General features: G+C 67.6%; 12 protein-coding genes and 1 pseudogene. 9 read left to right on the forward strand and 4 right to left on the reverse strand.

The window, feature by feature from the left end; all coding sequences use genetic code 11:
- Window positions 1-68 precede the first annotated feature (68 nt).
- The gene (locus C3B78_RS15825) at window positions 69-740 is read right to left on the reverse strand and encodes a PAS and ANTAR domain-containing protein (RefSeq protein WP_104998901.1); all 672 of its coding nucleotides are present in this window, start codon (window positions 738-740) and stop codon (window positions 69-71) included.
- Between the two features lie 280 nt (window positions 741-1,020).
- Between C3B78_RS15825 and C3B78_RS15830 the strand changes: the two genes are divergently transcribed.
- From C3B78_RS15830 to C3B78_RS15845, 4 genes are all read left to right on the forward strand, one after another.
- Window positions 1,021-1,356, forward strand: a complete 336-nt coding sequence (locus C3B78_RS15830; RefSeq protein WP_104998902.1) for a heavy-metal-associated domain-containing protein — start codon at window positions 1,021-1,023, stop codon at window positions 1,354-1,356.
- A 53-nt stretch (window positions 1,357-1,409) separates the two neighbouring features.
- Window positions 1,410-3,548 (forward strand): heavy metal translocating P-type ATPase, encoded by a 2,139-nt coding sequence (locus C3B78_RS15835; RefSeq protein WP_234005432.1) that lies wholly within the window; start codon window positions 1,410-1,412, stop codon window positions 3,546-3,548.
- A gap of 94 nt (window positions 3,549-3,642) precedes the next feature.
- The gene (locus tag C3B78_RS15840; protein WP_234005433.1) at window positions 3,643-4,056 is read left to right on the forward strand and encodes a DUF6153 family protein; all 414 of its coding nucleotides are present in this window, start codon (window positions 3,643-3,645) and stop codon (window positions 4,054-4,056) included.
- A 75-nt stretch (window positions 4,057-4,131) separates the two neighbouring features.
- Window positions 4,132-4,752 (forward strand): DUF305 domain-containing protein, encoded by a 621-nt coding sequence (locus C3B78_RS15845; RefSeq protein WP_104998903.1) that lies wholly within the window; start codon window positions 4,132-4,134, stop codon window positions 4,750-4,752.
- Between the two features lie 282 nt (window positions 4,753-5,034).
- Here the strand turns inward: C3B78_RS15845 and C3B78_RS15850 are convergent, their stop codons facing one another.
- Window positions 5,035-6,255 (reverse strand): FAD-dependent oxidoreductase, encoded by a 1,221-nt coding sequence (locus tag C3B78_RS15850; RefSeq protein WP_104998904.1) that lies wholly within the window; start codon window positions 6,253-6,255, stop codon window positions 5,035-5,037.
- Window positions 6,256-6,427: 172 nt separating this feature from the next.
- Here C3B78_RS15850 and C3B78_RS15855 point away from each other — a divergent pair, with 172 nt between their 5' ends.
- The 3 genes from C3B78_RS15855 to C3B78_RS15865 all read left to right on the forward strand — a co-directional run bounded on the left by C3B78_RS15855 (window position 6,428) and on the right by C3B78_RS15865 (window position 10,233).
- Window positions 6,428-7,102 carry an arsenate reductase/protein-tyrosine-phosphatase family protein gene (locus C3B78_RS15855; protein ID WP_104998905.1) on the forward strand — a complete coding sequence of 225 codons (675 nt, stop codon included), beginning with the start codon at window positions 6,428-6,430 and terminating at the stop codon, window positions 7,100-7,102.
- Between the two features lie 155 nt (window positions 7,103-7,257).
- A complete protein-coding gene (locus tag C3B78_RS15860; protein WP_104998906.1) occupies window positions 7,258-8,376 on the forward strand; it encodes an LCP family protein in 1,119 nt (372 codons plus the stop codon).
- 183 nt (window positions 8,377-8,559) lie between these two features.
- Window positions 8,560-10,233, forward strand: a complete 1,674-nt coding sequence (locus C3B78_RS15865; protein WP_104998907.1) for an alkaline phosphatase D family protein — start codon at window positions 8,560-8,562, stop codon at window positions 10,231-10,233.
- 110 nt (window positions 10,234-10,343) lie between these two features.
- Here the strand turns inward: C3B78_RS15865 and C3B78_RS19765 are convergent, their stop codons facing one another.
- Entirely contained in the window at window positions 10,344-10,496 is a 153-nt protein-coding gene (locus C3B78_RS19765; RefSeq protein WP_158677278.1) for a hypothetical protein, read from the reverse strand.
- Window positions 10,497-10,745 (reverse strand): annotated as a pseudogene (locus C3B78_RS15870) (PadR family transcriptional regulator); the annotation flags it as partial.
- 91 nt (window positions 10,746-10,836) lie between these two features.
- Here C3B78_RS15870 and C3B78_RS15875 point away from each other — a divergent pair.
- Complete coding sequence (locus C3B78_RS15875) at window positions 10,837-11,622, forward strand: histidine phosphatase family protein (protein ID WP_104999840.1); 786 nt, start codon at window positions 10,837-10,839, stop codon at window positions 11,620-11,622.
- Window positions 11,606-12,544, forward strand: a complete 939-nt coding sequence (locus C3B78_RS15880; RefSeq protein WP_234005434.1) for an NAD(P)H-hydrate dehydratase — start codon at window positions 11,606-11,608, stop codon at window positions 12,542-12,544. The genes C3B78_RS15875 and C3B78_RS15880 overlap by 17 nt, the downstream gene beginning before the upstream one ends.
- Window positions 12,545-12,686: the final 142 nt, after the last annotated feature.

Raw genomic sequence — 12,686 nt, forward strand, 5'->3', positions numbered from 1 at the left:
TCCATCCTAGCGGCAGGCAGGCTCGGGAAGCCCGGCCGCTGCCGCAGTGAGGGTACAGGAGCTGTGCCCTAGCCTGCCGCCCGCTGGCGCACCGGCCTCCGTTGCCCGTCCATCGCAATGGCCTTCACAGCCGTTTCCAGGTAGTTGCGCGATTCCGCGGAGTTGGCCAGCTGCACAAGCTCCGCTGCGACCACCACCAGCTTCACGTTCCGGTGGCTGCTGGTGCTGACCAGCATCTGGAAGGCATCCTCCGATCCCATCTTCAGCTGGCCCATAAGGATGCCGCGTGCCTGGTCGATCACGCTGCGGGTGGAGGTTGCCCCTTCCACCGCATCCCGCGCCGTCTGCTCGGTTTCGCGCTGAAGCGTCGCGGTGAGGTCGATCATCACCCCTTCCAGGGCGGTGACCTTGCCGCCGTCCGTGATTCCGTCGCCGGATGTCAGAACCCGCCTGGTCCGCCCCTGGGCATCGATAATCCGGTGGTACATGCAGAAGTAGCCTCCCGTGCGAGCGACCTGGGCAACAATCTCCTCGCACCGAGGCCTGTCCTCGGGATGCTTGTGGGAGAAAAGCAACTCGAGGGTGGGCACAACCTCTCCCCGCCGGTATCCGTGCAGTTGGAACATGCCTTCGGACCAGTGGATCTTCCCCGACCCAAGATCCACATGGAACGTTCCGGCACCGCAGAGGCTGTCCCCCAGCGCGCTCGAGTAGGTGTAAGGGCCACTCAGATCCGTCACGGGCCACCTCCTTGTAGCAGTCGACACGTCCGCGGGCCGTTGGCACACGCACTGCTCTAAGTATCGCCGCCCGGAGACGCGCCGGATAGTGCCCATAGCCCCTTTGCCGGGGCGGGGAGCAGCCAAAAAGCTTGACCAATATACCCCCTAGGGGTATATTCAAGGTGTTGTCAGTGAAGTGGTATGTCCCGGCCGGTGCCCGCACCGCCATCACAGCCGTTCAACCCCAGCACCCTGCTACTCCAGCAAGGACTCATCCTTCACAAGGAATGGAACTGACATGTTTGACATTGAACACAGGACCGCACTCCCCCTGGCCTCCAGCGCCGGCTGCAGCTGCTGCTCCCCCGCCGGACACGCACGCCAGGCGCCGTCCGCCGTCGTAATTTCCGACGCCGGCACAGGCTCCCGGCGGACGTTCGCCGTTGAGGGCCTCACCTGCGGGCACTGCGTCCAGACCGTCGAGAAGGCCGTCTCCGCCCTTGACGGCGTTGAGTCGGCATCCGTTGACCTGGTAGCGGGCGGCCGTTCCGGCCTCACCGTGGCGGGCACCGCTTCGGACGCGGCGGTCCGGCAGGCCGTCACCTCGGCCGGGTACTCCCTGGCTTCCAACTGACTTTGCCGCCGGGGCTGACGGCCCCTGCTGCGGCGTCCTCCAAGGAGGAACATATGGAACACCCGCAGAACCACCAGCACATGCACCATCACGACGACGGCCGGCCCTCACGCGGGACCCTCACCAAACCCGCGGCTGCCCCGGCCGCCGGCAGGCCGGGAGGGCACGCCCGCAACGACGACGACCACGCCGTCCACACCCACGGGCAGCATGCCGGACACAGCACGGCCATGTTCAAGAACAGGTTCTGGCTCACGTTGGTACTGTCCGTCCCCGTGGTCTACTTCAGCCCCATGGTGGGCCACATCCTGGGTTACATGGCCCCCATGTTTCCGGGCTCAGCCTGGATCCCGCCCGTCCTGGGCACCGTGATCTTCCTCTACGGCGGCCAGCCGTTCCTGAAGGGCGGCCTGCAGGAGCTGAAGGACCGCCGCCCGGGCATGATGCTCCTGATCGCCATGGCCATCACCGTGGCGTTCGCCGCCTCCTGGGTCACCAGCCTGGGCCTGGGCGGATTCGACCTGGATTTCTGGTGGGAGCTCGCACTGCTGGTTGCCATCATGCTGCTGGGCCACTGGATCGAGATGCGCGCCCTCGGGTCGGCGCAGGGAGCCCTGGATGCCCTCGCCGCCCTGCTGCCCGACGAAGCCGAACGCATCACGGAAACCGGCACTGAAACCGTTCCGGTCTCCGAACTCCGGCCCGACGACCTGGTCCTGGTCCGTTCCGGCGCCCGCATGCCGGCCGACGGAACGGTGGTGGACGGGCAGGCAGAGTTCGACGAGTCGATGATCACCGGCGAATCGAAGACCGTGCCGCGCGGACCGGGCGACTCCGTGGTGGCCGGAACCGTGGCCACGGACACCAGTGTCCGCGTCCGGGTCACGGCAGTTGGCGACGACACGGCCCTGGCCGGCATCCAGCGGCTGGTGGCGGAGGCGCAGTCGTCGTCCTCGCGGGCCCAGGCGCTGGCGGACCGCGCCGCAGCCTTCCTGTTCTACTTCGCCGCTGGAGCCGGCCTGGTCACCTTCATCGCATGGACCCTGATGGGCAGCATTCCGGACGCCGTGACCCGCACCGTCACCGTCCTGGTCATCGCCTGCCCGCATGCCCTGGGCCTGGCCATCCCGCTGGTGATCGCCATCTCCACTGAGCAGGCTGCCCGCGCCGGAGTCCTGATCAAGAACCGGATGGCGCTGGAGCGGATGCGGACCATCGACGTGGTCCTCTTCGACAAGACCGGCACGCTCACCACCGGCCAGCCGCAGCTGGTGGACGTTGCGGCCGCTGACGGGGTGGCTGCAGACGAGCTGCTGGCCCTGGCCGCCGCGGTCGAGTCGGACAGCGAGCACCCCGTTGCGCGGGCCATCGTCCGCGCAGCCCGGGAACGCAACCTGGCCCTGCCTGCCGCCGCCGGATTCACCTCGCTGACCGGCCGCGGGGTCCGGGCCACTGTGGACGGGCGCACCGTGCACGTGGGCGGGCCTGCGCTCCTGCGCGAGCTTGGCGCCGTCGAGCCCTCCGCCCTGGCGCAGTCCACCCGCGGGTGGATGGACCGCGGCGCCGCCGTCCTGCACGTCATTGACGACGACGGCAGCGTGCTGGGGGCGGTCAGCCTTGAGGATGCGGTGCGGACGGAGTCGCGGCAGGCTGTGGCTGCCCTGCAGAACCGCGGCGTCAAGGTCGGCATGATCACCGGCGATGCCCGGCAGGTGGCCCGGGCCGTGGCCGCGGACCTGAAGATCGACGAGGTGTTCGCGGAAGTCCTGCCCGCGGACAAGGACAAGAAGGTGGCCGAACTCCAGGCCCGCGGGCTGAAGGTGGCAATGGTGGGCGACGGCGTCAACGACTCGCCGGCGCTGGCACGCGCCGAGGTGGGCATCGCGATCGGCGCCGGCACGGACGTAGCCATGGAGTCGGCCGGAGTGGTGCTGGCCGGAAACGATCCGCGGGCCGTCCTGTCCATGGTGGACCTGTCCCGGGCCAGCTACCGCAAGATGTGGGAGAACCTGGTGTGGGCCACGGGCTATAACATCCTGTCCGTGCCGCTGGCCGCAGGCGTCCTGGCGTTCGCCGGCGTGGTGCTCTCCCCCGCCGCGGGCGCGGTCCTGATGTCCGCATCCACTATTGTGGTGGCGTTGAACGCCCAGTTGCTCCGGCGGGTGAAACTCAACCCGTCCGAGGTACGTTGAACGTGCAGGGCCGGTTTCCCCGTCCCTTTGGTAACGGCCCAGTCCTGCAGAAACCAGTCACGCAGAACCTGTCCCGCAGAAAGGAGGAAGCAGCATGACCGCACGTACCCGCGTCCTGTCGGCCGCACTCCTCCGCGCAGGGCTGCTGGCTGCGGTCCTGGCCATCGTGGCCGGGATCTTCGGAATGCACGTCATGGCCGCCCACTCGTCGCATGCGGGGCACCCCGCCGTCGCGCATTCCCACTCTGGGGATATGGCAGGGCACCCGGCCGGGCACGCCGCCGTCGCAAATTTTTCAGCAGCAGAGTCCTGCAGCTCCGGCTGCCCTGGCGCGCAGGAAGCCGGCGCACCCTGCATCCCGCTGGCCAAGACGGCTTCGCTCGCCGTTGTCCCGCCCCAGGCCGGCACGGCCGGGCCCGCGCCCACAGCCACGGCCCGGGGCGTCGTCGGTTACTCCTACATCCCGTCAAGCCCCACACCCTGCGACCTGTCCATCAGCCGGACGTAAGCGGACTGCGCCGCGCGGCTCCACGCGCACGAATTGGCCCAGTTCAAATTACTTCCCTGAAGGACACCTCAAAAAATGAACACGAACATCAAAACCCTGACCATCGCCGCTGCCCTGGCAGCCTCGCTCGGCCTTGCCGGGTGCGCCGCCGGCTCCGGAAGCTCCGGCGGAAACACCATGCCCATGAACCACGGCAGCTCCCGCCCCATGGCCAGCATGATGCCGGACGCCAGCGCGGACCATAACCAGGCGGACATCATGTTCTCCCAGATGATGATCCCGCACCACGCGCAGGCGGTGGAGATGAGCGACATGATGCTCGCCAAGCCGGACCTGCCGACGGAAGTCACGGCGCTGGCAACCACGATCAAGAACGCCCAGGCGCCCGAGATCGAAACCATGACCGGCTGGCTCAAAAAGTGGAACGTACCCGTCATGATGCCGGACCATTCGGGCCACGGCATGGGCGGCATGGTGGATTCCCAGGGCCTGGAGAAGCTCAAGGCCGCCCAGGGAACGGAAGCCGTCCGGCTTTTCCTGGACCAGATGATCGGACACCACGAGGGCGCGATCGACATGGCGAAGCAGGAGATCGCCGCCGGCAAGCACGCCGGGTCCATCCAGCTCTCGCGGGACATCGTCACGTCCCAGGAGGCTGAGATCGCCCAGATGAAGGAGATGCTGGCCCGGCTCTGACCTCCTCCCCTCCCCGACGCTCTCTCACTTAACGCGCCAAATCGGCGGACGCTCTCTCACTTAACGCGCCAAATCGGCCAACGCTCTCTCACTTAATGCGCCAAATCGGCCAACGCTCTCTCACTTAACGCGCCAAATCGGCCAACGCTCTCTCACTTTTTTTGGGAAAGTGAGAGAGCGTCCGTTGAAAAACCGCGTCAAGTGAGAGAGCGTCCGTTGAAAAACCGCATTAAGTGAGAGAGCGTCGGTTGGGGAGGGATGTGGGGGCCGCCCCCTTCGCGGTCAGGCGCGGGGCGTGACGTGCTCGGGGCGGATTCCGACGCCGACGAACCGGGCAGTCAGCCGGCGCAGCAGGGGTGAGGCAAACCGAAGGATCCCGATGAACCAACGCGGCGCGACACTGTTGCCCGCGGCGGCCCGGGCGATGGCCTTGTGCCCGTTGCGCTGAAGCAACTGCATCACCTTCACCGGTTTTTCCCTGCGCCGCTGCACCGCCGCGAGCTTTCCGACCGGCACGGTCCCGGCGGCAAGGTCCCCGGCGATGGCGTTGAACAGCGCAACGGCGTCCTGGACGGCGAAGTTCACGCCGACGCCGAACATCGGGGACATCGCATGGGCGGCGTCGCCGATCGCGATGAATCCGGGACGGTACCAGCGGTGGAGCCGGTTGATCTGGACCGAAAGGAGCTTGATCTGGTCCCAGTCCGTGAGGGTTGTGGCAACAGGGCGCAGCACAGGCGCAGCATGGATGATCCGGGCCTGGAGGGCCTCCAGCCCTGCAGCCCGAAGCTGGCCGTACCCGCCCTTGCGGATGACCATGCCCGACTGGTAGCTGTCGCCGCGGTCGATGGTCAGGACCATGCCCTGGCGGGATATGTAGCCGAGGGTTGCCGACGGCGGCTCCGGCGGTTTGGGCAGGCTGAACCAGAGAACGTCAATGGGCACGCCAAACTCGTCGGGAATCATCCCGGCCGCGGCGCGAAGTGCCGACGCTCGCCCGTCCGCAGCGACGGTAAGCGTCGCATGGACCTCAAGCTCGCCGACGTCCTCTGTAGCCGCCCGTACGCCGCGGACCTCATCCTGCTCAATGATGAGGCCAGTGGCTTCGGTGAGCATGCGCAGCTCGAAGTTGGGAAACACCGACGCCTCGCCGGCCAGGAAGTTCAGGAAATCCCACTGCGGCGCCATAACCAGGAAGTTATCCGGCTCCGGGAGGGTCCTGAAGTCCACGATGGTGAAGCGCCGGCCGTCCATGACAGCATCCATGGCGGGCAGGCGGGTGAGCGGCAGCTGCAGGAATTTATCGCGCAGCCCGAGCTCGCCGAGCAGCGTGACGGTGGACGGATGCACCGTGTCGCCGCGGAAGTCCCGAAAGAAGTCCGCATGCTTCTCGAGCACTGTGACGCGCAGCCCCTCGCGTGCCAGCAGGTAGCCGAGCACCATCCCGGCCGGTCCGCCGCCGGCAATGACGCAGTCACGCTCGATAACTTTCCCCACGGTCATATCATCGTGCCTCCTGCCCGGAAAGGTGAGAGAGCGTTCCCCAAAAACCCGCATCAAGTGAGAGAGCGTTCCCCAAAAACCCGCATCAAGTGAGAGAGCGTGCGGGTGTTGCGTGTTAAGTTGAAATCCGCGGGCTGGACGGTCCGCGCACCGGCTGGAAAGAGAAATCCCCTTGGACACGTCCGCACCAGTAAAAATCCTGACCGTCTGCACCGGCAACATCTGCCGTTCGCCGGTGGCCGAGCGACTGCTGCAGGCGGGGCTGGACCAGGTGGTGCCGGGCGGTTTCGTTGTGGCCAGCGCGGGCACCCGGGCCATGGTGGGCGACCCCATGCAGCCGCTCTCCGCGGACATCGTGCGCACTTTCGGCGGAAGCCCGGACAACTTCGCCGCCCGCCAGCTGACCCCGAAGATCCTCCGCGGCGTAGACCTGGTGCTCACCATGACCTCCGCTCACCGCGGCGAGGTGCTGCAGCTGGACGCCTCTTTCCTCAAACGGACGTTCACCATCCGCGAGTTCGCCCGCATGCTCGACGTCCTGGACCAGCGCGCAGCAGAGTCCGGGGGCAGCATGCCCGCCGCTGTACCCGCGAGGGAGAACCACGACGACGCCGGCTGGCTGGGCGCCAACACCGCCTTCTGGAAGAGCTTGCCGGCACGGGCTGCGGGGGTGCGGCACCTGTCCCTGCCCGCCGACGCTGCCGAGAACGACATCGTCGACCCCTACCGGCGCGCGCCCGAGGTGTACCGGCGGATGGAGGACGAGCTCGCGCCGGCGATCGTGTCCATCCTCCGGCACGCGCGCCTTAACGCACCGGCTCGCGGGACACGTGCGGAGTCGCTGTAGCGTTCCGGCGTTCCCCACCTCTCCCGCGACCCCGGCGCCACTCCCGGCGGCGACGTTCCCGCCTGCTGCAAGGTGACAGTTTGGACAACTTAGTAGCCAGCGGGGCACCGGCTGGCGGACACTGATCCCACCCATTCACAAAGAGGTGAGGCACAATGAGCACGCCTGACGGTTCCGATCCCTCCGGCCCCAACGCATCCGGGCCCTCCCCCGGTCCCCACAACGGCAGCTGGGTGGCGCACGGCCGCCGGCGCTGGATAGCCGCACTGCTGGCGCTGGTCCTGGCGGCCGCCGCCGTCGTCGCAGTCATCAGCCTCAACCGTTCCGGCAGCGAGGCGCAGCCCGCGGCGACGCAGAGCGAATCGCCGTCCACGCCGGTAACCCCCTCGGAGACTCCTTCCGATACGCCGCCGGCCCCTGCTCCCCCTCCGCCACCGGAGCCCATCCCGGAGCTGCCGCCCGCGCCGATGAATGTGCTCGTCATCGGCAGTGACATGCGCGGCGTTGCCAGAGACGCCGCCGCCCACACCGCAGCCACCGGCGAAGCCATGGACCACCGTTCGGACACCCTCATGGTGGTCCACGTTCCGGCCGATCGCAGAACCCTGTACATCATCTCCATCAACAGGGATACGTGGGTGGACATCCCTGGCTTCGGCGGCGGGAAGATCAATGCCGGGCTGCAGTACGGCGGTATCGACATGACCACCCAGACGGTGCAGCAGTTGCTCGGCATCACCATCGACCACACGCTGATGCTTGATTTCGGGGGCCTCAAAGTCCTGGTGGACGGGCTGGGCGGGATCGACGTCAACGTCCCGGTTCCGTTCCAGTCCACGCACGACACCGGCCACGTCTTCGGACCCGGCGTGAATCACCTGGACGGACAGGCGGCCCTGGAGTTCTCGCGTGAGCGGTACGCATTTTCCGACGGCGACTTCCAGCGGGTGCGCAACCAGCAGGTCCTGCTCAAAGCCATTCTGGCCCGCCTGACCGGTGGAGGCGCCTTGAATGACGTCAATGCCGTCCGCGGACTGGTGAACTTCGCCTCGTGCTGCCTCACGGTGAACAAGGGCTTCGACCCTGTGCAGGCTGCCATCCTTGCCTACAGCCTGCGGAACCTGGACGTGAACGCGATCGGCACCATGACCCTGCCCACGGCGGGCTCAGGATTCATCGCGGGCCAGTCGGTTCTCTTCCCGGACTACGGGGCGATCAACGCCGTTGGGGCAGCGCTGCGGGAGGGGCGGATCGGGGAGTTCGCAGTTCCGTAGCGGCTGCCCCTGGCATTGGCGGACGAGCGCCCCGCCCCGCATGAACGTGCCGGGCAACACCGTTAATGCGGTCGAGGGCCGCTCGTCCGATTAAGGCGCTCCACGCAGCTGTTCAACCGGGGCTCACCCGGGGTTCACCGGGGGGAAAACGTCCGTGCGCCCTGCACGTAAAGGCTGGACGGCATGACTGACATTTCACGCCGCACCATTGTCAAGGGATCCGTCCTCGCTGCCGCACTGGCAGCCGCACCCGCCGCCGCCCACGCCACCCCAGCCCAGTCGCCCGCCGGCGTCGCGCTGGTCCGGAACCGGCTCACCCTGCCCAGCGGCATCGCCACCGGAGACGTCACCTCCGATTCCGCCGTCCTGTGGTCACGGTCTTCAGGTGCCGGGCGGATGACGGCGGTGCTGCGGGCAGTGGACGACGGCGGCGAGGTCCTCCGCGGCCGCGGCGCCTTTGAGCGCGTCCTCCGCGGGCCCCGCGCAACCCAGGCCTCCGACTTCACCGCCAAGATCCACGCCGGGAACCTGCCGTCCAACACGCGCTTTGCGCTGGAGATCAGCTTCGAGGACGACGGCGGCGCGGCCGGCGAGACGGCCAGCGGCAGCTTCCGCACGGCTCCGGACGCGGGGACGTACAACGGCAACGGCCGCACTGGTGACACAAGCGCCGGCGGCGAGGTGCCGGCGTCGTCCGCCCAAAGCTTTGTGTGGACGGGCGACACCGCCGGCCAGGGCTGGGGCATCAACGAGGAAATCGGCGGGATGCGCGGCTACCGCGCCATGCACCAGACCCGTCCGGACTTCTTCATCCACTCCGGCGACACCGTCTACGCCGACGGCCCCATCACGGAGACCGTGGTGGAGAAGGACGGACAGGTGTGGCGGAACCTGGTCACTGAGGAGGTGTCCAAGGTGGCCGAGACGCTGACCGAGTTCCGCGGCCGGCACCGTTACAACCAGATGGACGCCAACATGCGCGCGATGTTCGCCGATGTGCCCCTGATCTCGCAATGGGACGACCACGAAACCACCAACAACTGGTACCCCGGCGAGATCCTGGACGATCCCCGCTACACCGTGCGGGACGTCAACACCCTCGCGGCCCGGGGCCGGCAGGCGTGGCAGGAGAACATGCCCATCGCGGACTCCTCGGCCCTCTGGCGGCCGGGAACGTTTGACGACGCCGGGCAGTACCAGCCGGCGCGCATCTACCGGAAAATTTCCCGCGGACCGCAACTGGACATCTTCTGCCTGGACATGCGGACCTTCAAGTCGCCCAACACCGACGGGAAGGAACCGTACGCCACGGCCATCCTGGGCCAGGAGCAGGTGGATTGGCTGATCCGCGAGGTTTCACGCTCCAAGGCCACGTGGAAGGTCATCGCAGCGGACATGCCCGTGGGCGTCATCGTGGGTGACGGCCCGGTGAACCAGGAAAGCGTTTCAAACCGCGACGACGGCGCTCCCCTGGGCCGTGAGCTCGAGATCGCCGGGGTGCTGAGCGCCTTCAAGCACAACCGGGTTAAGAACGTGGTGTGGCTGACCGCCGACGTGCATTACTGCGCGGCCCACCACTACTCCCCCGAGCGTGCGGCCTTCACTGATTTCGACCCCTTCTGGGAATTCGTGGCCGGGCCGATTGCGGCGGGTTCGTTCGGCCCGAACAAGATGGACGGCACGTTCGGGCCCGAGGTGGTGTTCTCCAAGGCCGGCCGCTTCCCGGGCGAATCGCCCCGTAACGGTGAGAACCAGTTCTTCGGGCATGTCCAGCTGGATTCCGAAGTCTTCACGGTGAGCCTGCGCAACGCCAACGGCGCTACGGTGTTCTCGAAGGTGCTGACCCCGGAGCGGTAGCTTTCGGACTTTCGCTCCGGATTCGGACATGCGCTGCGTGGGCCCGGGCAGCGCATGTCCGAACCCGCAGCGGATTTGGTTACCGGAGGTCCGGGAAAGACGCAGGGTGCTCACGCGGTTGCCCCGAAGGCCGTTTGGCCGCTTTCACCGCTCTCGGCCAGGTGGCTGCTGACCTCCTGCAGCGTGCTGCTGACCATGTCTTCGTTCTGTTTCCGCTGGCGCAGTTCGTAGGCCAGGGCCTTCAGGTATTCCTCTGACGACATTTAGTGAGCCTTCTTTTCGTCTAGCAGGTTCTTGATGAGCGCTGTGAATTGGGTCCAGTCCCTGGCCGACTCGTGCAGCCGCTGCCGCCCTTCCGAGGTGAGGGAGTAGAACTTCTTTCCGGGGCCGTTGTCCCCTTCCCGCCACACCGAACTGACGAATCCGTCCGTATCGAGCCGGTTCAGGGCGGGGTAGAGCGTCCCGCCGCTGAGCCCGTCAAAACCGGAGGACCGGAGAACTTGGATGACGCGGTAACCATAGGCACCTAGCGCCGGTTATTTTGGACTCCCGCTGGGTACGCCGCTGGTAGTGTTCCTGCATTCGGAACGGCACGCAGACGGGGTGATTCTCTTGAACGACGACGGGCTGACAGAGGCTGTACAGGAAGCCGGGGCGGTGGAACTGCTGCTGATCCGGCACGGCGAGAGCGAAGGCAACGTTGCCGCCACCGAAGCCCGGGAGGCGGGGGCGGCGGTCATCGCCGTGCCGGCCCGTGACGCCGACGTGAACCTGTCCGACATTGGGCAGGAGCAGGCCAAGGCCCTGGGTGCGGCTTTGGCCCGGATCGCCGAGGAGTTCCGGCCGGACGCCGTGGTTTCCTCGCCCTATGCCCGTGCCCGGCAAACGGCGGAAATCGCCGTGGAGGTGGCCGGCTGGCCCGTGAAGGTGCGCACCGATGAGCGGCTCCGGGACCGCGAATTGGGCATCCTGGACCGGCTCACCCGGCTGGGCGTGGAGCAGCGTTTCCCGGATGAGGTGGAACGCCGCGAATGGCTGGGCAAGCTGTACTACCGGCCGCCGGGCGGGGAATCCTGGGCGGACGTGGCCCTCCGGCTGCGCTCCGTCCTGGCGGAACTGAACAATCTTGGCACCGGGCACCGGGTAATGCTGGTGTGCCACGACGCCGTGATCATGCTCTTCCGGTACGTGCTTGAAGGGCTGAGTGAAGCAGAACTCCTGGACCTGGCGGCCACCACCTCGGTGCTGAACGCCTCCCTGACCCGCTATGTGCGGCCCTCCGGCGCCGGCCCGTGGACGCTCGAAAGCTTTAATGTGGCGGACCACCTGACCGAGCAGGGCGTTGCCGTGACCGAACATGCCGGGGACGCCAGTGTCCACCCGCGGTGAAGCGTCCGGGGCCGGAGCCAGGCAGCCAGCCCTGGTGACGCCGTCGCTCCTGCGCGATTGGCCGCTGCCCGCCGCCGGCGAGGACAAGTACTCCCGCGGATCGGTTTTGGTGATCGGCGGAGCCCGGGCGACCCCCGGTGCCGCACTGCTCTCCGGCGCCGCCGCCCTTCGGGCCGGCGCCGGGAAACTCACCCTGGCCGTCGCGGAATCGGTGGCTGTCCAGCTGGGCGTCGCGCTGCCGGAGTGCGGGGCGGTGGGGCTGCCGGAAACCCCTGGCGGGTCCGTAACGGCCGAGGGCCTGGACCGCATCGCCCCGTACCTGGACGGGGCAGATGCCGTGCTGGTGGGCCCGGGCCTCGATGACCTGGACTTGGCCGAGGAACTGCTCCGGGCCCTGCTCGGGCGGGAGGCCGCCCCAGGGAAAGGGAACGACGGCGGAGGTCCCGCCGTCGTCCTCGATGCCTACGCTTTGGGTGCTTTGGCCAACGTGGAGGACCAGTCCGGTCCGTGGAAGGGGCGCCTGATCCTGACGCCCAATCCCAAGGAGGCTGGGATCCTGCTTGGCCGTGAGCCGGGGGACCTGCCGGCTGATGTTGCCGAGATTGCCGAACGGTACCGGGCGGTGGTGAGCTGCCAGGGCCTGATCGCGAGGCCGCTAGGTGATGCGCCGGAAGAGGCGGAGCTCTGGAAAATCACCACGGGATACGGCGGGCTGGGGACCTCAGGCAGCGGAGATGTGCTGGCCGGTGCCATCGCCGGCCTTCGCGCCCGGGGAACCAGCGAAGCGCAGGCTGCGTGCTGGGGCACGCATCTCCATGCGGCTGCCGCGGACAGGCTTGCCAGCCGGCTGGGACCCCTGGGCTTCCTGGCGCGCGAACTCGCGGACGAGCTGCCCGCGCTGATGCTGGAACTCAACACCTGACCCCTCCGGGTTGAAGGCAACGCGGGGTCACTTACGGTCCATCCGACGTGGTTTTTTGGGCGGTAAGTGACCCCGCGTTGCCTTCTCCGGGCATGAGACGGCCCCCGGCCGAAGCCGGGGGCCGCCATACCGGGAAGTGCGG

Source organism: Arthrobacter sp. PGP41 (assembly GCF_002953935.1).
In the GTDB taxonomy this organism is placed as follows: Bacteria; Actinomycetota; Actinomycetes; order Actinomycetales; family Micrococcaceae; genus Arthrobacter.

Bases quoted from the DNA above. Each gene is read 5' to 3' on its own strand.
- C3B78_RS15830 (WP_104998902.1), top strand. From the start codon at position 1,021: ATGTTTGACATTGAACACAGGACCGCACTCCCCCTGGCCTCCAGCGCC.
- C3B78_RS15835 (WP_234005432.1), top strand. From the start codon at position 1,410: ATGGAACACCCGCAGAACCACCAGCACATGCACCATCACGACGACGGC.
- C3B78_RS15840 (WP_234005433.1), top strand. From the start codon at position 3,643: ATGACCGCACGTACCCGCGTCCTGTCGGCCGCACTCCTCCGCGCAGGG.
- C3B78_RS15845 (WP_104998903.1), top strand. From the start codon at position 4,132: ATGAACACGAACATCAAAACCCTGACCATCGCCGCTGCCCTGGCAGCC.
- C3B78_RS15850 (WP_104998904.1), bottom strand. From the start codon at position 6,255: ATGACCGTGGGGAAAGTTATCGAGCGTGACTGCGTCATTGCCGGCGGC.
- C3B78_RS15860 (WP_104998906.1), top strand. From the start codon at position 7,258: ATGAGCACGCCTGACGGTTCCGATCCCTCCGGCCCCAACGCATCCGGG.
- C3B78_RS15865 (WP_104998907.1), top strand. From the start codon at position 8,560: ATGACTGACATTTCACGCCGCACCATTGTCAAGGGATCCGTCCTCGCT.
- C3B78_RS19765 (WP_158677278.1), bottom strand. From the start codon at position 10,496: ATGTCGTCAGAGGAATACCTGAAGGCCCTGGCCTACGAACTGCGCCAG.